At 58.0% G+C, this 19,370-nt stretch carries 17 protein-coding genes; 6 read left to right on the forward strand and 11 right to left on the reverse strand.

All coding sequences use genetic code 11. The annotated features are described in order from the left end of the window. Window positions 1–296: 296 nt before the first annotated feature. On the forward strand, window positions 297–1,496 hold the full coding sequence (locus C1Y42_RS04640; RefSeq protein ID WP_104092890.1) for a glycosyltransferase: 1,200 nt from the start codon (window positions 297–299) through the stop codon (window positions 1,494–1,496). 73 nt (window positions 1,497–1,569) lie between these two features. On the opposite strand, the gene C1Y42_RS04645 is transcribed toward C1Y42_RS04640, so the two are convergent. The 7 genes from C1Y42_RS04645 to manA all read right to left on the reverse strand — a co-directional run bounded on the left by C1Y42_RS04645 (window position 1,570) and on the right by manA (window position 8,447). Beyond that, complete coding sequence (locus C1Y42_RS04645; protein ID WP_058769724.1) at window positions 1,570–1,806, reverse strand: hypothetical protein; 237 nt, start codon at window positions 1,804–1,806, stop codon at window positions 1,570–1,572. 62 nt (window positions 1,807–1,868) lie between these two features. Further along, window positions 1,869–3,311: a methyl-accepting chemotaxis protein gene (locus C1Y42_RS04650; RefSeq protein WP_233210682.1), complete on the reverse strand. Its 1,443-nt coding sequence runs from the start codon at window positions 3,309–3,311 to the stop codon at window positions 1,869–1,871. 392 nt (window positions 3,312–3,703) lie between these two features. Next, window positions 3,704–4,351 carry an anti-sigma factor domain-containing protein gene (locus C1Y42_RS04655; protein WP_104092891.1) on the reverse strand — a complete coding sequence of 216 codons (648 nt, stop codon included), beginning with the start codon at window positions 4,349–4,351 and terminating at the stop codon, window positions 3,704–3,706. Then, window positions 4,348–4,902: a sigma-70 family RNA polymerase sigma factor gene (locus C1Y42_RS04660; RefSeq protein WP_104092892.1), complete on the reverse strand. Its 555-nt coding sequence runs from the start codon at window positions 4,900–4,902 to the stop codon at window positions 4,348–4,350. The genes C1Y42_RS04655 and C1Y42_RS04660 overlap by 4 nt, the downstream gene beginning before the upstream one ends. A gap of 43 nt (window positions 4,903–4,945) precedes the next feature. After that, window positions 4,946–5,509, reverse strand: a complete 564-nt coding sequence (locus C1Y42_RS04665; RefSeq protein ID WP_031279149.1) for a fasciclin domain-containing protein — start codon at window positions 5,507–5,509, stop codon at window positions 4,946–4,948. Between the two features lie 133 nt (window positions 5,510–5,642). Continuing rightward, window positions 5,643–7,142: a YdgA family protein gene (locus C1Y42_RS04670; RefSeq protein WP_058769727.1), complete on the reverse strand. Its 1,500-nt coding sequence runs from the start codon at window positions 7,140–7,142 to the stop codon at window positions 5,643–5,645. 129 nt (window positions 7,143–7,271) lie between these two features. Continuing rightward, window positions 7,272–8,447, reverse strand: coding sequence for a mannose-6-phosphate isomerase (gene manA / locus C1Y42_RS04675; RefSeq protein ID WP_104092893.1), 1,176 nt, complete (start codon window positions 8,445–8,447; stop codon window positions 7,272–7,274). Between the two features lie 197 nt (window positions 8,448–8,644). Between manA and fumC the strand changes: the two genes are divergently transcribed. After that, window positions 8,645–10,042: a class II fumarate hydratase gene (gene fumC / locus C1Y42_RS04680; RefSeq protein ID WP_021506162.1), complete on the forward strand. Its 1,398-nt coding sequence runs from the start codon at window positions 8,645–8,647 to the stop codon at window positions 10,040–10,042. Window positions 10,043–10,095: 53 nt separating this feature from the next. Here fumC and tus read toward each other — a convergent pair whose 3' ends face one another. Continuing rightward, window positions 10,096–11,022, reverse strand: a complete 927-nt coding sequence (gene tus, locus C1Y42_RS04685) for a DNA replication terminus site-binding protein (protein ID WP_104092894.1) — start codon at window positions 11,020–11,022, stop codon at window positions 10,096–10,098. Window positions 11,023–11,232: 210 nt separating this feature from the next. On the opposite strand from tus, the gene C1Y42_RS04690 reads away from it, so the two are divergent. Further along, window positions 11,233–12,420, forward strand: a complete 1,188-nt coding sequence (locus C1Y42_RS04690; protein WP_104092895.1) for an MFS transporter — start codon at window positions 11,233–11,235, stop codon at window positions 12,418–12,420. Between the two features lie 45 nt (window positions 12,421–12,465). Here the strand turns inward: C1Y42_RS04690 and C1Y42_RS04695 are convergent, their stop codons facing one another. After that, window positions 12,466–12,678, reverse strand: coding sequence for a hypothetical protein (locus tag C1Y42_RS04695; protein WP_104092896.1), 213 nt, complete (start codon window positions 12,676–12,678; stop codon window positions 12,466–12,468). A 520-nt stretch (window positions 12,679–13,198) separates the two neighbouring features. Here C1Y42_RS04695 and C1Y42_RS04700 point away from each other — a divergent pair. Then, the gene (locus C1Y42_RS04700; RefSeq protein ID WP_031279147.1) at window positions 13,199–13,684 is read left to right on the forward strand and encodes an Rrf2 family transcriptional regulator; all 486 of its coding nucleotides are present in this window, start codon (window positions 13,199–13,201) and stop codon (window positions 13,682–13,684) included. 192 nt (window positions 13,685–13,876) lie between these two features. On the opposite strand, the gene oqxB is transcribed toward C1Y42_RS04700, so the two are convergent. Then, complete coding sequence (gene oqxB / locus C1Y42_RS04705; protein WP_104092897.1) at window positions 13,877–17,032, reverse strand: multidrug efflux RND transporter permease subunit OqxB; 3,156 nt, start codon at window positions 17,030–17,032, stop codon at window positions 13,877–13,879. Between the two features lie 18 nt (window positions 17,033–17,050). Further along, entirely contained in the window at window positions 17,051–18,205 is a 1,155-nt protein-coding gene (locus C1Y42_RS04710) for an efflux RND transporter periplasmic adaptor subunit (protein WP_031279145.1), read from the reverse strand. A gap of 292 nt (window positions 18,206–18,497) precedes the next feature. Between C1Y42_RS04710 and C1Y42_RS04715 the strand changes: the two genes are divergently transcribed. Further along, the gene (locus C1Y42_RS04715; protein WP_021506154.1) at window positions 18,498–18,848 is read left to right on the forward strand and encodes a helix-turn-helix domain-containing protein; all 351 of its coding nucleotides are present in this window, start codon (window positions 18,498–18,500) and stop codon (window positions 18,846–18,848) included. Window positions 18,849–18,935: 87 nt separating this feature from the next. Continuing rightward, window positions 18,936–19,370, forward strand: a complete 435-nt coding sequence (locus tag C1Y42_RS04720) for a ribonuclease domain-containing protein (RefSeq protein WP_104092898.1) — start codon at window positions 18,936–18,938, stop codon at window positions 19,368–19,370.

The following is a 19,370-nucleotide window of genomic DNA, read 5'->3' on the forward strand; positions in this document are numbered from 1 at the left end:
CCAGCAGAAAATAAAGATTAAACTTCGGCATCAAATCCTGACACGAAATTGTCATAATATGGCCAGCGTTAAATAAAAATCAACGCGTTAGCCATTTTTATAAATTACGCGAATTTTGTATTGATTAATATTCTTTACCGGCCGCGCCTGAATTTTATTCAGGCTGGCTGATGTTATTACCTGTCACAAAATGTGTATTTTCTTATTGTTTAGCGCGGGTTTACTTGCTCGCTGGATTTGTGACTGGCGAGGAATATACTGCCAGCTATGCTTATTTTTCCTGTGCCGGGGCACGTATGAAAATAATCGTAAATGGGAAAGGTTATCCGGAAAAGAGAAATATCATCGTCAATGATTCACACCATTATCTCAATCTGAAATATAAAAATATCTGGTTTTATCGTAACGCCGTCAGGCAGAAAATTAGCAAAGCCAATAAGTTGTTTATTTTCGCGCCGCTACCGTTCTCGGTGCCGGACGATGCGCAAATCATTCATCTTTTTAATGAAGTGGCCTGCACAAAAAAACGCTGGATGGCGACATTTGAAACCGAAATTCCGCGCGTGCTGCCGGTGCCGGGCATGGCCAAACTGCATAATCCACAATTGCAGAAACAACTCAAACTGATCGCGGCACCGCAGTGTACGGCGCTGCTGGCTATCTCCGACGCGACGAAAAAAATTCAAATCAAGCTGTTACAGGCGTTTCCGCAGCAGGCTGCAGCCATTTTGCCCAAACTGCACACCCTGCATCCGCCACAGGCAATTATCTGTGATCGGGTCAGGCCGGTGAATCAGGCGAAGCTGACGTTCAGCTTTGTCGGCAATGAGTTTTATCGTAAAGGTGGGGCGGAAGTGGTGCTGGCGTTTAGCGAGCTGCTGGCAGAAGGCATCATTCACCCCGACAGCGTGCAGGTGAATTTAACGGGCAACCTGAAGCATCGCTATAATATCGCGCACGGCGCACAGCAGGATGACGCGCAATTTCATCAGCGGATTGAAGACCTGATTAATCAGCAGGCAATCTTCAGGCATGAAACATTTTTGCAAAATGATCGGCTGATGAAAATGCTCGAACAGACCGATGTGGGATTATTACCGACCTGGCAGGATACCTACGGCTTTTCAGTGCTGGAAATGCAGGCGTGCGGCTGTCCGGTCATTACCACTAATGTGCGCGCACTGCCGGAAATAAACCCGGCTTCGGCCGGCTGGCTTATTGATTGTCCGCTGAATGATATGTTTGAAATCACCATCGCTTCAGCGCAGGAGAAACTGGCGATCAGGGACAGGATTATTGCGCAGCTCAAACAGATCATCACGCAGATAATGGCGCAGCGCGAGGCGATCAGCACCCGCTCGGCGCGGGCGCTGCAAAGAATTAAAGACCAGCACGATCCGGCGCGCTTTCGCGCCAGCCTGGACGCTTTTTATCAGTTAGCTGGCGAGGCCGATCGGGCCTCAGGCGTGAACGCACCAAAGCGAGTGGATATATGACCGGCCGGTTTAGCCGCTTCTCATCAACCCTGGGGGCAGAGCGGCGCTGGCCTGACGGCCAGCGCCAGGTGAGTTAACGTGCTTTCGTCGTCAGATCAAGAAAGGGATGTTTGCCCGCCAGCAGCAGCAAAAACTCATATTCTCCCTGACTGAGCGGGGAGGGTTTTGCGGTGGACTCCTTCATCTGCCAGACGCGCAGGCTGAGGTCGAAGCGCTCCGCGGCAAGCAATTGTGTCATGCCTGCGGCAATACGCAAGTCGCGGACATCGGTTTGAACCGGTACAAGGTGCTGCAATAATTGATGACTCATAAATTTTTCTCTTATTGTGGCCTTTCCCTGGCGGTGTTGTTATGTGCTGCACGCAGCGTCGGTCAGAGGCTGGCAAGGCTGGCCGCAACAGCAGCGGTGCCGGTGCCGGATGTTGTTAACCCGGATTGAGCCCCGGGCGGTGGGCTGTCAGAAAAACGAAAATGGCTGATGACCGCAGCCAGCGTTCCGGTACGGCCATTCAGGCTGCCGGCCGAGGTGGCGATCTCTTTCACCAGAGCGGCATTCTGCTGGGTAACGCGATCCAGATCGGTCACGGCCAGCGTAACCTGGGCAATGCCTTTGCTCTGTTCGTCTGACGCCAGCGCAATCTGGCCAATCAGCGACGTGACGGCGGAAACGCTTTGCGTGGCGCTGTCCATGATGGCGCCGGCGCGCTGCGCGGTCTGCGCTCCCTCGCCAACGCGCGTCACGGTGCCATTAATCAGCCCTTCGATCTCCTTCGCGGCGCTGGCGCTGCGTTGTGCCAGCGTGCGCACTTCAGCTGCCACCACGGCAAAGCCGCGTCCCTGCTCACCGGCGCGAGCGGCTTCAACAGCCGCGTTCAGTGCCAGAATATTGGTCTGAAATGCGATGCTGTTAACCGTGGCGGTGAACTGACGGATTTTATCGGCCTCGGCGGCGATATCGGCCATCATCGCTGACACGCTTTTCACCAGCGCTTCGCCGTCGCGCGTGGTGCGCGCCGCATCCTCAGCCAGCTCGCGCGCTTCGCCCGCGCTGTGGGCATTTTTCTCTACGGTGGCGCTAAGCTGCTCCATGCTGGCCGAGGTCTGCTCGAGCGCAGCCGCCTGGCGGGTGGTGCGGTCGGACAGATCGGCATTGCCGCTGGCGATATCCGCAGACTCCTTGCGTAGCACGTCGGTGTTGTCATGCACGGCACGCACCGTGGTCAGCAGGCTCTGCTGCATCAGCCTGACCAGCGGAATCAGCTGACCCACACAGTTGCGGCCAAAATCCTGCGGTTCCCGCGTAAGATCGCCAGCGGCGATGCCGCGGAAATGTTCCCGCAGCGCCCCCAGCGGCCGTACCAGATGCGTGACCAGAAAACGGTCACAGAACAGCAGCAGCGCGAGCATCAGCAGTGCAGCAATGCCAAAGGCCATTTGCAGACGCTGGCGATCGGACTGGTCGGCATGGTTATTCGCTGCGATGTCGCGCTGCAGGAAATGCAGGCGCTCAGCCGCAGGCACCGCAAAGTCAGCCGGCGATGCGGTGAGGGCGGTACGCAGCGGCGCCCAGTCGCTATCGGCCGGGGCATCGGTCGCTACAGCCGCTTTCGCCGCCGTGGTTCCCGATGCCATCACTAAACTTGCGCGATTGAGAAACAGCAGCTGGCTGGTCAGGGTGGCGTTATGCAGTTCGCGCTGATGCATGTCGCGCAGCACCGTGCTGCCATAGATCCCGGCCAGCGCCACAATCAGTAGCGCCGCGACCAGGATGCACTGCACAACCCGGCGAATGGTGAAGTTTTTAAGAAATTGCATGGTGAGTTTCCCCGGTGTCGTTTAAGACACAATGGTGTCGAGCGTTATTATTTATTGTTCGCGATAATATCGCGTACTATGGTTTAGCGTTTTAAGCATGGCAGGGAATTCTGAAAAAGAAAATGAATCGTCGATAAAATATTTCTTTCCCAAAGATATGCCAGATTAATTTACAAGAGGGTTATTTCGCCTGGCCGCGGCAGTCAGGCTCGCCGGCGGATAAATAAACTTTCATTGTTTTTGCCGTTTGCTGAAATTGAGCGTTCAGTGCCCGTTAATTTAGCTTAAGTCACGCCGCAATGATTAACAGCACTCCGCCTGCAACACGCTGGGCGTCAACAAATAATAAACGCTGCCGTGTTAACGCTAATTTCACCCGTGACCATCACCGATTATAAATTCACACTGTAAAGCACCGGGCCCGTTGGACGTCCGGTTGGCGAACCGCCGTGCGGCTCGAGACTGATCGCCAGCGTCGCCTTAACCAGCGACTGCTGTTTCTCAATCGGATACTGCTGCGGCGCACTTCCGGTGACCAGACCAAGTGAAACGGGTGCCCGGCCCGGCGGAATCAGCCACAGTTCCAGACTCTGATCCGCCCTGACCGCGCTGACCTGCAGCGGCGCCAGACTGATCACGTCCTGCCGGCGGCTGGCGCTCACAACCCATTGCTGACTGTGTTGCGCATCGGTCAGCACCGCCAGCGGTGTCATAACCGGCTCGCGTAGCCAGTAAGCCGACAGCGCGAAGCCCAGCGCGACGCAGGCGGCAGCCAGCCACGGCAGCGTCCGGCGTGCGGGGGCGACGCGCTTGTCGGGCGGCAGAGAAAGGGCAATTTTTTTCCATAGCGTTTCCGGCGGCGTGACGGGCGGCTGAGCCTGATCGAGACCCGCCAGCAGCGTCTGCCAGCGGGCGACCTGCGCCGCCAGCACCGGCTCGGCCTGCAGTCTGCGCTGAAAGCGCAATCGCGCGCTGCCGCGCAGCGTGCCGAGGGCGTACTCCGCCGCCAGGGCGTCATCCCGCTGCACCTTGTCACTCATCGTCCAACACACTCCCGCAGATGGTCCAGGCCACGTCGAATCCAGCTTTTAACCGAGCCGACCGGCTGCTGCAGCCACCCGGCAATGTCGCTATGTGATAAGCCCTGATAATAGGCCAGCGCAATCGACTGGCGCTGTTCACTGCTCAAATGCTGCAGACAGTGGTGCAGGCGGGCAACCTCGCGATCGTGCTGCTCATCCAGACTGACGTCACCCGGCGTGCTGCTTAAATCGTCGAGCCAGGCTTCATCGGCATGGAATTGTCTGGCATAGCCGCTGCGCAGCCAGTCAATACAGCGGTTGCGTACAATGTGCATCATCCAGGTCAGGGGAGAACTGAGCGCGCTATTAAATGACGCGGCGTTGTGCCAGACCGTGATGTAGCATTCATGCAGAATCTCTTCCGCCCACGCCCGCTGGCGTAACATGCGCAGCGCTACCGCAAACAGATGCGGGGAAGTCAGCCGGTACAGCTGTTCAAAAGCCAGGCGATCGCGCTTCGCGACCGCCTGTATTAAGGCTATTTGTTGCTCAGCCTGAGAGGCGTCCATAATACTCCTGGCCGGTTTGTTTAACCTTACCGAGTATAGACAGTTATTCAGGCATTAAGACGGTATCAATAACGTCAATGACGCCATTTTTCTGGTTTACATCATAAGTGCTGATATTTGCCACATTACCCTGACCATCTTTCAGCTGAATATTGTGTGGCCCGTTGCTCATAATCCACAGCGGCTGACCATTCACCGTTTTCAATTCGGCTTTACCGCCACCCTGTTTAATTTTTTGCTCCAGCGCTTTCATATCATATTTACCGGCGACCACATGGTAGGTCAGCACGCTGGTGAGTTTGGCTTTGTTTTCTGGTTTGAGTAGTGCATCAACGGTGCCGGCAGGCAGTTTGGCAAAGGCGGCGTTAGTCGGCGCAAACACCGTAAACGGGCCTTTGCCCTGTAAGGTATCGACCAGACCCGCGGCTTTAACGGCAGCGACCAGCGTAGTGTGATCCTTCGAGTTCAGGGCGTTTTCAATAATGTTTTTTTGTGGATACATTGCCGCGCCGCCTACCATCACCGAATCGGCGTGCATGGCCGCCATCGCAGCGTTCGCGCCAAGCAGGGCGGCAGACAGGACGGCATAACTGATTAACTTTTTCATCATATATCCTCATTGAAAGAGCAGAAGGGTGCTCACAAAGGGATATACGTACGGTGCGGCTGAACGGATGCAGAAAAGGGTGAAATTTTTTTGCCGGGGGAAAACGGCAGCCCGGAGCGGGCTGCCGCGGGGATTACTCTGGCATGCCTTCGCTGGTTGGCGCGCCTAACATGTAGCGCGACAGGAACTGCTCCAGCGTCATTTTGTCGCCATTCATGGTGACCTGACCGTTAGCGTATTGCAGGCTGGTGGTGATGTTATCGTCCTGCTGCTGCGTCAGACGGAACATCTGGCCCATTGCCGCCAGACCTTTCACCTGCTGATCGGCCAGCTTCTGCGCATCATCACCCTGATAACCTTCCGCCAGCCCGACGTGACGCATCACTTCGGTCGCCATCGGCATATTGATGCTCAGCTTGCCATCGAGCGTTTTCAGCACGCGATCCACGGCGGCACCCAGACTCTGCGGTTCACCGGTGACGGTCGCCGGATCGTTAAAACCGACGTTAAGGTTGAACGTGCTCTCGCCCTTGTCATTTTTCCAGCTCAGCGGCGCCACGCTTACGGTCGGCGAACCTTTCAGCAGGGTCGGCAGGTTATTTCTCAGAATGGTCTGCACGCTGGCCTGGTAGCGGATAGGATCGTCCACCACGCCAGGCTGGTTCAGCAGATCCTGCATCTGCGCATTGTACTGGTCAGAGAAGGTTTTCACCGCCTGAGCATCAAACTGCGCAAATTTCATCGCCAGTTTGGCTTCGCCGAACGGCTGTTTCTGCAGGCTGATGCTATCGACCTGATAATCAATCTGGCCGCCAATCTTACCGTCTTTGTTGTCGAACGAGGACTTCCCGTCCAGCTTCTCCAGCGTCAGGCCTTCCTGACCGTTGATGCTGGCGTCGAGCTTATCCAGCGTGATGGTCTGGTCGCCGACGCGCACGCCTTCCGGACTCAGGTGGGTGTCACCGCCCAGCTTCAGACCATTAAGGGTAAACAGCACCGGCTGCTGCAGCTGGTTTTTGCTGGTGACGGCGATACTCGAGAAGTCGCCCTGCAGACTCACTTTGTCGCCTTTGCTGTCCGCGCTGACGTTGAGCGTGCCGCCGTTAGTGGCGAGGCGATCACCGGTCTGCGCATTGCTGTAATCCACCGGCAGCAGGTGCAGCGCGGTATCGGTCGCGCCGCTGTAACCAACGCGGGTATCGGCATTAACCAGCGATTTGCCCTGAGTCAGTTCAAACAGTTTCTTCACCGCATCGGTGTTTTCCAGTTCGGTGTGCACCGAGGCCATGCTGGGGATCAGGTTGCCGCGCTTCAGCTGAGCAAACGGGAAAGGACCGTGGTCGATGGTTTCGTTGAGCACGATGCTTTGACCCGGCTTCAGCAGCGGATTGTCTTCGGTCTGCGAACTGGCCTGAATCACCAGTTTGGTTTTGCTGCTGAATACGCCACGCTGGTAATCCTGATAGCTGAGCGTCAGACGGCTATTCGGCGCGTACGCGTTGATCTGGCTGTTGGCATTTTGCAGCATCTCATCCATGTGGCTTTCCAGCTGTTTACCGGTAAACCACGCTGCGCCAGTCCAGATTACGCCGAGCGCCACAATCACACCTACGGCAACCTTGGTCTTTTTCATCGCTGAGTCGTCCTTATCCTTGCGTGCGCATACCGTTGGGCCGCGCGACGGGTGAAGAAAAACGCCCGCAGGCGTTTTTTAATTAATAGTTTGAAATAATAGCAGTTAATGCTGCAGGCGTCAGCCGCCTCACGTCAGCGCGTTGTACACCCGCGCCAGACGCCCGGTCCCCGCCGCGCTCACCGGCGACTCGCTGGCTGCGACAAAGCAGGATTCGCCCGGTTGCAGGACCAGCTGCTGCCCGGCCTTTTCAATCACCGCCTGGCCTTCGATGCAGAACAGCAGGGCGGCACTGTGCTGTGCCAGCGTTTGCGGCGTGGCCGAAAGCGTATGGATGGCGAAGGCAAAATCCTCTACCGGAATTGGGAAGTTGAGGCTGTCGCCCTGCGTCTGCGGCTGCGTGAGCAGCGTTGCCGCCGGTTTGGCCTCGAACTTCAGGTTGGCCAGCAGTTCCGGAATATCAATGAATTTTGGCGTCAGGCCGGCGCGCAGCACGTTATCCGAATTGGCCATCACTTCCAGCGCCACGCCTTTCAGATAGGCATGCGGCGTTTCGGCGAACAGGAACATCGCCTCACCCGGTTGCAGGGTGATGACATTCAGCAGCAGCGGTGAGAACAGGCCATTATCGTCCGGATAGTCGCTGGCGATGGTTTTGATGGTCTGCCACGGTTCGCCTTCGCGCGCGTTCAGCGCGGATTTCAGTACGCCGAGCGCACGGGTTTTGCTCTCGTCTTTCAGCGACAGCAGGGTAGCGAACAGTTTAGCCAGCGCGGCTTCGCTGGCGTTTTCGAGGAAATGGGCGATCTGCGGATGCGCGCCCGCGACCGGCTCCAGCAGCGAGACAATCTCAGGCAGTTCGCGAAAGCCGTTCATCGCCTGGAACGGCGTCAGGGCATACACCAGCTCGGGCTTGTGATTAGCATCTTTATAGTTGCGCTCGGCGGCGCTGAGCGGAATGCCCGCCGCGTTTTCACGCGCGAAACCGGCTTCTGCGGCGGTTTTACTGGGATGCACCTGAATCGATAACGGCTGATCGGCGCACAGCACTTTAAACAGAAACGGTAGCTCACCAAAACGCTGCGCTACCGCTGCGCCCAGCGTCGCGAGCGGATCGTCGTTGATCACGTCACGCAGCGAACGGGTGACGCCATTCACTTCAACGGTAGAGGGGCTTTTGGGGTGCGCGCCCATCCATAATTCCGCCATCGGCAATCCCTGCGGGTTTTCGATGCCGTAGAGTTCGGTCAGCGCGGTTTTGCTGCCCCATGCATAATTTTGCAGCGAATTGTTCAATTTTTGCATCGTTTACCCTTAATAACGGTAAGTAAATAAGCGTATTAAAGCAGAAAGTGCCATAGAAAATACACGAACAAGTGCAATAAACGCGATGGGCTCGCATAATGTTAATTTCTTGTATGTGACAATCTTGCTCGCTCTAAGGCGTCGCGGGAAGACGACTTAGGCGGAAACCTCAAAATCTGAGCTAAGGAGACGTAGTCATGGCAGCCAACCGCATTGAAAAAGATTCAATGGGTCCGATCGAAGTTCCGGCAGATAAGTTGTGGGGCGCACAAACGCAGCGTTCGCTGGAGCACTTCCGTATCTCCACCGAGAAGATGCCCGTGGCGCTGGTGCACGCGCTGGCGCTGACCAAGCGCGCCGCCGCCCAGGTGAACCGCGATCTGGGGCTGCTGCCGGCTGAACGGGCCGGGGCGATTATCGACGCCGCTGATGAGGTGCTGGCCGACCAGCACAGCGACGAGTTCCCGCTGGCCATCTGGCAGACCGGCTCCGGCACCCAGACCAACATGAACATGAATGAAGTGCTGGCGAACCGCGCCAGCGAACTGCTGGGCGGCGAGCGCGGCATGTCACGCAAAGTGCATCCGAATGATGATGTTAACAAGAGCCAGAGCTCCAACGATGTGTTCCCGACGGCGATGCACGTTGCTGCGGTGATTGCGCTGCGCGAACAGCTGATCCCGCAAATTGAGGTGCTGAAAAACACCCTGAGCGAGAAGTCCGCCGCGTTTAAAGACATCGTTAAAATTGGTCGTACCCACCTGCAGGACGCCACACCGCTGACGCTCGGCCAGGAGATTTCCGGCTGGGTTGCCATGCTGGAGCACAATCTGAAGCACATCGAACACAGTATTCCGCACGTCGCCGAGCTGGCGCTGGGCGGCACGGCGGTCGGTACCGGCCTGAATACCCATCCGGAATATGCGGTGCGCGTGGCGAAAGCGCTGGCCGACCTGACGCAGCAACCTTTTGTCACCGCGCCCAACAAGTTTGAAGCGCTGGCGACCTGCGACGCGCTGGTGCATGCGCACGGCGCGCTGAAAGGCCTGGCCGCCTCGCTGATGAAAATCGCTAACGACGTGCGCTGGCTGTCGTCCGGTCCGCGTTGCGGCATCGGTGAAATCAGCATCCCGGAAAATGAGCCCGGCAGCTCGATCATGCCAGGCAAAGTCAATCCTACCCAGTGTGAAGCGCTGACCATGCTGTGCTGCCAGGTGATGGGCAATGACGTGGCGGTGAACATGGGCGGTGCGTCCGGTAACTTCGAACTCAACGTCTACCGGCCAATGGTGATCCACAACTTCCTGCAGTCGGTACGGCTGCTGGCCGACGGCATGGACAGCTTCAATCACCATTGCGCGGTGGGCATTGAGCCCAACCGCGAGCGCATCGATCAACTGCTCAACGAGTCGCTGATGCTGGTTACCGCGCTGAATACTCATATCGGCTATGACAAAGCGGCGGAAATTGCCAAGCAGGCGCACAAACAGGGGCTGACGCTGAAAGCCTCGGCGCTGCAGCTCGGCTACCTGACCGAAGCGCAGTTTGACGAATGGGTGCGGCCGGAAGAGATGGTTGGCAGCATGAAGCAATAGCTTTGCTTTACTGCCGGACACTACAGCGCGACCTGTCGCGCTGTTTTTTTGCCTTACAGACGGTCACTCCATAAATGCAGCCGCGGGATGATCAGGTGCAGCGGCTGCGCCAGCGGCTTGTAGCGGTGCGCGATGTTTTCAGCATCGTAATCCAGCAGTTCACCCAGCGTCGGCACCTGCGTACGATCGCGGCACAACACCAGCAGCGGCGAAGGGCAGGCCAGCTGCAGCTGTTTTTTCTCGCTGGCGCGCCACAGCCGCGCGATAGGTTGCACTTTGACCGGTCGCTTGATCTTCAGCTGCGCGCCGTCCGGCAATGACCGCACCCGCTCCAGCTCCTGCTGCACTTTCTCTGCCCACTGTTCGCGCGTCCACGGTGCCTGCGCGCGGTTCGCCTTCAGGCTGCGCTCCAGCTGCCCGACGATGGCCTCGCGCGTCACCTTCTTGATGATGTTTTTATTCGCCCAGCCAAAACGCAGCGTATCCGGCGCCTGCAGTAGCGTGACGCTGCGGTAGGCATTGAGCGTGATCAGGCCACGCAGATGCTGGTGCACAAACTCAAAACGCGCCTCGCTCGGCAGGCCGGAGTCGACGGTGATCAATTGCTCCAGCCGCTGTTTGAGGGTGTTGATGGTCGTGACCTGCTGCTCCAGTCGCTGGCTGGCTGCCTCATCCGCCTCAATGCAGAGGGCGCCAGGCAGACGCACCGCCGCTTTGGTGCTGAGTTTTTCTGACTGATGCTGCATAAACAGGCGACAGTAGTGGGCGAGGGCCAGTTCGCGCGCGCGTTTACCGAGATGCTGGGTCACCGCGATGCGGTTGATTTCATCATGCTCTTTGCCTTTCTCGATCTCCGGCAGGCTAAACACGCGCGCCAGCAACAGCGGCTGCTGTTCAACCGACGCCCGCAGTGCAGTGAGTTCGCGCTCCAGCGTATTCACGCATTCGTGTAAATCAGCCACCAAATCGTAGCGAGCCATTACAATTCTCCATAGTTACAACATACCAAAGGGTGGCACTGAATGACGCGGCGAGCAAGCAGGCATACTAGTTACAACATACTAAAATAAGATTTATCCATCCAGTCGCTGAAACCCCGGCGTGGAATTCGGCTCAACAGGGCGCGCGGGCATTTTTCCTGCCGGATGAACATGTTATAACCGTGATTTACCTGTTAACGGATATTAGCTGTGGAGTATCAGCCAAAACCGGGCGCGCCCGCTATCGTTACGCTCGGCGCCGTGCAGATCCTGTCGTGGGGCGGATCGTTTTATCTGATGGCCGTGATGGCTAACCCGATCATCGCGGAAACCGGCTGGTCGCAGCAGTGGGTGTATGGCGCACTTTCGCTCGGCATTCTGGTCTCCGGCCTGCTGGCACCGCTGTGCGGCCGGCTGATTGCCCGCGCACAGGGTCGCCGACTGCTGGCGGCGAGCGGGGCGGTGATGGCGCTCGGGCTGGTGATCATGGCGCTGAGCCACAATTTGCCGCTGTTTCTGTTCGCCTGGCTGATTATCGGCGCGGGCATGGCGATGGGCCTGTATGACGCGCTGTTCGCCACGCTGGGCACCTTATATGGCGGCCAGGCGCGTGGCGCGATTACCGGTATTACGCTGATTTCAGGATTCTGCACCTCGCTGGTGTGGCCCGGCATCGCGCTGCTGATCCACTGGCTGGAGTGGCGCGGTGCCTGTCTGGCCATTGCCGCGCTGCTGTGTCTGGCGGTGCTGCCGGCTTACCTGTATGCGCTGCCGGCGCCGCGCACACCATCGATGCCAAAAACCAGGCAACAGCATACCGCACAGAATTCACTGGCTCCCACGCTGTTCTGGCTGCTGTGCAGCATTTTTACCCTTGCGTCGGTGATCATGACGGCGATATCGGTGCAGCTGATTACTCTGCTGCAGGCGAGCGGGCATTCGCTGAGCGCCGCGCTGGCGATCAGCACGCTGCTGGGGCCGTGCCAGGTGGCGTCGCGCATTGTCGATATGGCGTTTAAGCGCGGCCATCCCATCTGGACCACTTTCTTCTCAGTCGGGCTGGTGGCGCTGGGATTACTGCTGCTGGCCTGTTATCCCGCGTGGGCGCTGGTAAGTATGGTGCTGTACGGTGCAGGAAATGGCTTGCGGGCTATCGTGCGCGGTACGTTGCCGCTGGCGATGGTAAAACCGGAAGAGTACGCCATTGTGGTTGGCCGCATGGCGCGACCGGCGCTGATTGGTCAGGCGCTCACGCCGCTGATTGGCGGCTATATTTTCCAGCATTCCGGCGCGCAGGCTACGCTGTGGCTGTTATGCGGGCTGGCGCTCATCAACGTGCTTTTGGTGGTGGTGCTGAAGCGGAAATTGCCGGCAGGCGCTCCGGAATCCGCAGGTTGAAACCGCCACTGACGGCTAACGGGCAGAGATGGCCGCTGCTGCGCTTTAGTGGCGATCCGTCAGATATTGCAGCAGGCAACACAACGCGCTTAACAGCAGAGTGCAGCCAGCCGAGACAATGAAAGGCAGCGGTGCCATCCGTACGCATTGCCATAAGGTTGGCGCGTTCAGGCAGCTGGTTGCCGCCGTGATGATGCCTACCATCAGCGGGAGAACGGTCAGCAATAACGCGCCGACGACCGGGGATAATACAGACATTATTTCGCGCCTCGAAAATAGTAACGGCGCGCATTTTGTGCAAAAAATAGCAAGGGAATCCTGACACGGATCAATATTATTCCTTTCAGAAGCCGGTTAATCGACCCTGACGCCGCCCCCTTCGCCGGGGTGTTTTTGTTTCTTACACAGAAACAATGGCTTGTCTGAAGGTCGGTTGCGCACACGGCGCGACACCCGTGCAGAAATAATCATCCCTTTGTCACAACGTCCTTTGCCAGCCCGCAGCTACAGCGGTGGGGGCAAAAAGTGACACGTCGCGCATATTGTTGCGCAAGGCTCAGAGTGCTAAAGCGGTCAGCGGCATGTCATGTTGAAATATTTTTATCTAAATTCAATAGTTTAAATCGATATCAAAGCGGGTAATAGCGCAGGTTAGTCACAGGCGGAAAGCATTTTCGGTATTCTAAAAAGCAACAGTGTTTGTTATATTTATTGCTCATTGATTATTCACTGCCGCGGTATGAAAACAAGAAGATAGGCCGCAACTCAGGAAACAGAAATGCTAGATTACCGCTTCCCGACAGCTTTGCAGATGGTTTTGAGCGTAGCGATGGCGGAGCAATTGGGTAAACGCTCGACCAGTGCCATTCTGGCGTACGGTCTTGAAGCGAACCCCAGTTTCATTCGGAAACTCATGGTTCCGTTAACGCGCGATGGCATCATTGTCTCGACGCTTGGCCGTACCGGCTCGATCCATCTGGGTCGTCCGGCCGCTGAGATCACGCTGCGCGATATCTACACCTCAGTGATTGAAGACAAAAAACTGTGGGCGTCGCGCCCCGATGTCGCACCGCGCTGCCTGGTCAGCGCCAACCTGTGCTGGTACTTCAAATCGATCGCGGAGCAAGCGGAAGAGGCGTCGCTTAAAGTGCTGGAAACCCGCACCGTCGCCGATGCCCTTAACGAGCTGAAAAAGCACGATACCAGCAACTGTGAACCGCTGCCTGACCTCGAAATCGCCGAACTCTGCAAAAAAGACCGCTAACCTCCCGTGCGCATCGCTGATGCGCACCTTTCCATTCCGCTTCTGCATGCGCAATCTACCCCTGTAAATCCTGTGAAATCACGCTGCTGTGCTCTGGCGCAGAGGCGCGCTGTTGCTGTGTAACATCGTCATGCTGCGCCGGGCAAAAAAAATCCGGGCACGGTGGCCCGGATGGGTTTTACTCCTTAGCGTTTACACCGTCTGCGTTTCCACCGCTGGCTGCTGTTTGCGCGTCACCAGCTTACGCAGCGTCACGTAGAACACTGGCGTCAGGAACAGGCCAAACAGCGTAACCCCCAGCATGCCCGAGAACACGGTGATGCCGGTGACGCCACGCACTTCGGCGCCCGCACCTTCGCCCAGAATCAGCGGCACGGTGCCGGCGATAAAGGCGATGGAGGTCATGACGATGGGGCGCAGACGCAGGCGACAGGCTTCCAGCGCTGACTCCACAATCCCTTTGCCCTGCATCTCCAGTTCACGGGCGAACTCGACGATCAGGATGGCGTTCTTACATGCCAGCCCCATCAGCACCACCAGACCGACCTGGACAAACACGTTGTTATCGCCGCCGGTCAGCCACACGCCGACCAGTGCGGACAGCATCGTCACCGGTACGATCAGGATCACCGCCAGCGGCAGCGTCCAGCTCTCATACAGCGCCGCCAGTACCAGGAACGCCAGCAGCACCGCCACCGGGAACACGATAAACGCGGTGTTGCCCTGGGTTGCCTGCTGATAGCTCAGGTCGGTCCATTCGATATTCATGCCGTTCGGCAGCACCTGGCTGGACATCGCCTCAAGTTTCTCCATCGCCTGCGCAGAAGAGAGCACGCGCGGATCGGCATCGCCAATCAGGTCGGCCGCCGGATAGCCGTTATAGCGAATCACCGGGTCCGGACCGTAGGTGGTGGTGATGTTCACCATGCTGCCAATCGGCACCATTTCACCGCGATCGTTACGGGTGCGCAGGTTCGCGATATCCTGCACGCTGTCGCGGAAATCCCCGTCGGCCTGCGCCATCACGCGCCAGGTACGACCAAACTTATTGAAGTCGTTGACGTAAGAGGAACCCAGATACACCTGCAGCGTCGTGAACAGATCGGTCAGCGATACGCCCTGCGCTTTGGCTTTGTCGCGATCAACCTGCACATCCAGCTGCGGCACGTTGGCCTGATAGGAGGAGATCGGGAACATCATGCCAGACGTCTGCATCACCGCACCGGACAGCGTATTAATCGCGGTTTGCAGCGCACCATAGCCCAGGCCCGCACGGTCCTGCACATACAGCGAATAGCCCGATCCCTGGCCCAGACCGAGGATCGGCGGTGGCATGATGGAGAAACCGAAGCCCTGCTGGATTTTGGAAATTTTCGCGTTGATCTCAGCATTGATTTCCGCCGCAGTGCGGCTGCGCTCGCTGAACGGCTTCAGACCGAAGAACACCGTGCCGGTATTCGGCGTATTGGTGAACTGCAGCGCATTCAGGCCGGGGAAGGCGACGGAGTAGGCCACGCCTTCGGTGTTCATGCCGATTTCGCTCATCTTGCGAATCACTTCATCGGTACGCGCCAGCGATGAGCCTTCCGGCATCTTCACGCCACCAATCAGGTACAGCTTATCCTGCGTCGGAATAAAGCCGCCTGGCACGGTGTGGAACATGAAGCCGGCACCGGCCAGCAGCAGCACGTACACGCCAAACACTGCACCGCGCCGGCGCAGGGTTTTGCCGACCATCGATTCATAGCCGTCCGAGCTGCGCTGGAAGAAGCGGTTAAACGGCCGGAACACCCAGCCCAGCAGGCGATCGATCAGGCGCGTCGGCAGGTCCTTCGGCGCACCGTGCGCCTTCAGCAGTTTCGCCGCCAGCGCCGGAGAGAGCGTCAGCGAGTTAATCGCCGAAATCACCGTCGAAATGGCAATGGTCACGGCAAACTGCTTATAGAACTGGCCGGTTACGCCCGAGAGGAAGGCCATCGGCACAAATACTGCACACAGCACCAGCGCGATGGCGATAATCGGCCCGGAGACCTCGCGCATCGCCTGGTGAGCTGCCGCCACCGGTGTTAAGCCCTGCTCAATGTTACGCTCGACGTTCTCCACCACCACGATGGCGTCATCGACCACGATACCAATCGCCAGCACCAGCCCGAACAGACTCAGGGTATTGAGCGAAAAGCCCAGCAGATAGAGCACGCTGAAGGTACCGACCACCGACACCGGCACGGCCAGCAGCGGGATGATCGAGGCGCGCCACGTCTGCAGGAACAGAATCACCACCAGTACCACCAGCACGATGGCTTCGAACAGCGTCTGAACCACGGCGCGGATTGAGTCACGCACAAACACCGTTGGGTCGTACGGCGCGGCCCACTGCACGTCATCCGGGAAGCGCGTTGCCAGCTCGGCCATCTTGGCGCGTACCGCATTCGACAGGTCGATGGCGTTTGCGCCCGGCGACTGGAAGATACCGATACCGACCGCATCCTTGTTGTTCAACTGCGAACGCAGGGCATAGCTGCCGGAGCCCATCTCGATGCGCGCTACGTCACGCAGGCGCACCAGCGTGCCGTCGTCGGCGGTTTTCAGGATGATGTTGCCAAACTGCGCCTCATCTTCCAGCCGCCCCTGGGTGTTGATCGACAGCAGGAAATCGCTCTCTTTCTTCGTCGGCTCAGCGCCCAGCTGGCCGGCAGAAACCTGCACGTTCTGCTCCTGCATGGCGCTGACCACGTCGCCGGCGGTCATGCCGCGCGCCGCCACTTTGTTCGGGTCGAGCCAGACGCGCATCGCGTAGTCACCGGCACCGAAGATCTGAATCTGGCCGACGCCCGGCAGGCGCGCCAGTTCATCTTTCACCTTCAGCGTGGCGTAGTTACGCAGATAGAGCGAATCGTACTTGCCGTGGGGCGAGAACAGATGCACCACCAGCGTCAGAGTAGGTGACTGCTTCTGGGTGGTCAGGCCGAGCTGACGCACCTCTTCCGGCAGACGCGCTTCAGCCTGTGCCACGCGGTTTTGCACCTGGACCTGCGCCTGATCGGGATCGGTCCCCGGACGGAAGGTCACGGTGGTAACCAGCACGCCATCTGAGCCGGCCACCGACTTCATGTACATCATGTTTTCCACCCCGTTGATCGCTTCTTCCAGCGGCGTTGCCACCGAATCAGCAATCACTTTGGGGTTGGCACCGGGATATTCTGCGCGCACCTGCACGCTGGGTGGCACCACGTTGGGGTATTCACTGATCGGCAACAGCGGAATGGCGATCAGTCCGGTGGTAAATATCAAAATCGACAGCACCGCGGCGAAAATCGGTCGGTCGATAAAAAAGCGGGAGAAATCCATAACGGGCAGTCTCGATTATTATTGAGCGGAGCGCATGGCCACCGGCTGCGCTTTTACCGGCATACCGGGCATGAACACTTTCTGCAGACCGTTGACAATTACCTTGTCACCTGGCTTCAGACCCTGCTGCACAATACGCAGTCCGTTAGCCAGATCGCCCAGCTGAACATCGCGGCGTTCGGCTTTGCCCTGCGCATCAACCACGTAAACGTATTTACGATCCTGGTCGGTCAGCACCGCGCGGTCGTCGACCAGCAGCGCGTTAAATTCTGCGCTGCCCGGCAGCCGCACGCGGGCAAACAGGCCTGGGGTAAACTGACGCTGCTGATTGTCGAGCGTGGCGCGCATGCGAATGGTGCCGGTACTGGCGGTCAGCTGGTTATCGAGAAAATCAACGGTGCCGCGGTGCGGATAGCCCTGTTCGCCGGTCAGCGCAATCTCTACCGGCAGCGAACCGCGGTTCTGGCCCTGACGCGCCATCGCCTGGTACTGCAGATAAATCGCTTCGTCGACGTCAAAGTAGACGTACATGCGGTCCTGCGAAACCAGCGTGGTGAGAACGCTGGCGCTGTCGCCGGCGGTCACCAGGTTACCGGTGGTGATCATCGCCCGGCTGGCGCGACCATCAATCGGCGCGGTGACGCGGGTAAAGTCGAGGTTCAGCTGCGCCATATCGACTGCCGCCTGGGCGGCCAGCACGCTGGCCTGCGCCTGACTGGCGGTCGAACGCCGCTGTTCCCACTCTTCGCGCGACACCACCTGGGTGCCGATCAGCTTGTCGGTACGGGCCGACTCGCTGCGGGCCAGCGCCGCCTGGCTACGCGCGCTGGCCAGTTCGGCCTGCGCCTGCTCCAGCGTGGCGCGGTAGGTGCGGTCATCAATGGTAAACAGCACCTGACCTTTCTTCACCTCATCGCCTTCGCGATAGTTAACCTGATCGATGTAGCCCGAGACGCGCGGACGCAGCTGCACGCTCTGCACCGCTTCAATGCGGCCATTGAAGCTATCCCACTGGCTGACTTTTTGTTGCACCACCTGCGCGACACTCACTTCGGGCGGAGGCGGCGGCGCGTTTTGCGCCACACCGCGATCACAACCGGCCAGCAGGCTTCCCAGCAACATCACTCCTGACAGGCTTACGGCCCGACGAACCCCATATGTTTGCAGATGCATTGTTGTTATTCCGCGTTGGTGAAAAAGAAAGGAGACGTACGAAAAATCTGCAACTTTTAAGATTGCATTAAAACCACAGGAGTGTAGGCTTGGGCGAACTGCATCTGCAAGAATATCTGATACACTTTATGTGCGGTTTTGATCAATTCGTAACAGGTAGCGAAAGCCCCTACGGCGAGTGCGGCATTTAATGCAATAATAAAACTTGCATTAAGTGCGATAGTCAGTCACCCTTAAAGTGTAATTGCAACTGATACTGATACTGTTCGCCATGGCGACGGGAGAGAATGGGATGATGAGCGACGCTTTTATTCACGATCTGATCGACTGGATTGATAACAACATTGAAGCACGTCTGGATCTGGACACCGTAGCGGGGCGCGCCGGCTATTCGAAGTGGCACCTGCAGCGTATGTTCAAAGAGCACACCGGCTATCCGCTGGGTGAGTACATCCGGGCTAAGAAGCTGAAAAAATCGGCCGACCGCCTGACCACCACCAACGAACCGATCCTCAACGTGGCCATTTCGCTGGGCTTCGATTCACAGCAGTCGTTTAACCGCAGCTTCAAGCGCCAGTATGGCGTGGCACCGGGCGCATGGCGTCGTCACGCCGCGCACACCCCGAGCGCGATGCAGCAGTAAACCTCCGCCAGGGCCAGCCATGCTGGCCCGCGTTTTTCCCCGCCTGAAACCTGCTATTATCGGCGTCCTGCTTTTCAGGATGTCACTATGTCGAAAAAACTCTGGATTGGATTACTGTTTGCGCTGGTGGTTTGCTGGATCGGGCTGAAGCCCCATCTGAGCGGTACTGCGCCAGAAAAACAGACGGATATTGCGCAACTGACCGATGCACATCGCGTGGCGCGCTGGCTGCAGCAGCATCACCGTTTGCCTGATTTTTATCTCACCAAAAGCGCGGCACGTCGTCAGGGCTGGAACCCGGCGCAGGGCAACCTGTGTGAGGTGTTGCCGGGGCGCGCGATTGGCGGCGATCGCTTCAGTAACCGCGAACGGCGGCTGCCGATGCAGGCGGGGCGCCAGTGGTATGAGGCGGACGTCAATTATAACTGCGGCCACCGCGATGCCGATCGTCTGCTTTACTCTTCTGATGGGCTGATCTTTCTCACCACCGATCACTATCGCAGCTTCACGCCGGTACCCTGA

Origin of the sequence: Pantoea sp. ICBG 985 (assembly GCF_002928365.1) — a bacterium.
Classification (GTDB): Bacteria; Pseudomonadota; Gammaproteobacteria; order Enterobacterales; family Enterobacteriaceae; genus Pantoea; species Pantoea dispersa.

Excerpts from the sequence above, each read along its gene's own strand:
- C1Y42_RS04640 (WP_104092890.1), top strand. The coding sequence starts at position 297 with ATGAAAATAATCGTAAATGGGAAAGGTTATCCGGAAAAGAGAAATATC.
- C1Y42_RS04645 (WP_058769724.1), bottom strand. The coding sequence starts at position 1,806 with ATGAGTCATCAATTATTGCAGCACCTTGTACCGGTTCAAACCGATGTC.
- C1Y42_RS04650 (WP_233210682.1), bottom strand. The coding sequence starts at position 3,311 with ATGCAATTTCTTAAAAACTTCACCATTCGCCGGGTTGTGCAGTGCATC.
- C1Y42_RS04655 (WP_104092891.1), bottom strand. The coding sequence starts at position 4,351 with ATGAGTGACAAGGTGCAGCGGGATGACGCCCTGGCGGCGGAGTACGCC.
- C1Y42_RS04660 (WP_104092892.1), bottom strand. The coding sequence starts at position 4,902 with ATGGACGCCTCTCAGGCTGAGCAACAAATAGCCTTAATACAGGCGGTC.
- C1Y42_RS04665 (WP_031279149.1), bottom strand. The coding sequence starts at position 5,509 with ATGAAAAAGTTAATCAGTTATGCCGTCCTGTCTGCCGCCCTGCTTGGC.
- C1Y42_RS04670 (WP_058769727.1), bottom strand. The coding sequence starts at position 7,142 with ATGAAAAAGACCAAGGTTGCCGTAGGTGTGATTGTGGCGCTCGGCGTA.
- manA (WP_104092893.1), bottom strand. The coding sequence starts at position 8,447 with ATGCAAAAATTGAACAATTCGCTGCAAAATTATGCATGGGGCAGCAAA.
- fumC (WP_021506162.1), top strand. The coding sequence starts at position 8,645 with ATGGCAGCCAACCGCATTGAAAAAGATTCAATGGGTCCGATCGAAGTT.
- tus (WP_104092894.1), bottom strand. The coding sequence starts at position 11,022 with ATGGCTCGCTACGATTTGGTGGCTGATTTACACGAATGCGTGAATACG.
- C1Y42_RS04695 (WP_104092896.1), bottom strand. The coding sequence starts at position 12,678 with ATGTCTGTATTATCCCCGGTCGTCGGCGCGTTATTGCTGACCGTTCTC.
- C1Y42_RS04700 (WP_031279147.1), top strand. The coding sequence starts at position 13,199 with ATGCTAGATTACCGCTTCCCGACAGCTTTGCAGATGGTTTTGAGCGTA.
- oqxB (WP_104092897.1), bottom strand. The coding sequence starts at position 17,032 with ATGGATTTCTCCCGCTTTTTTATCGACCGACCGATTTTCGCCGCGGTG.
- C1Y42_RS04710 (WP_031279145.1), bottom strand. The coding sequence starts at position 18,205 with ATGCATCTGCAAACATATGGGGTTCGTCGGGCCGTAAGCCTGTCAGGA.
- C1Y42_RS04715 (WP_021506154.1), top strand. The coding sequence starts at position 18,498 with ATGATGAGCGACGCTTTTATTCACGATCTGATCGACTGGATTGATAAC.
- C1Y42_RS04720 (WP_104092898.1), top strand. The coding sequence starts at position 18,936 with ATGTCGAAAAAACTCTGGATTGGATTACTGTTTGCGCTGGTGGTTTGC.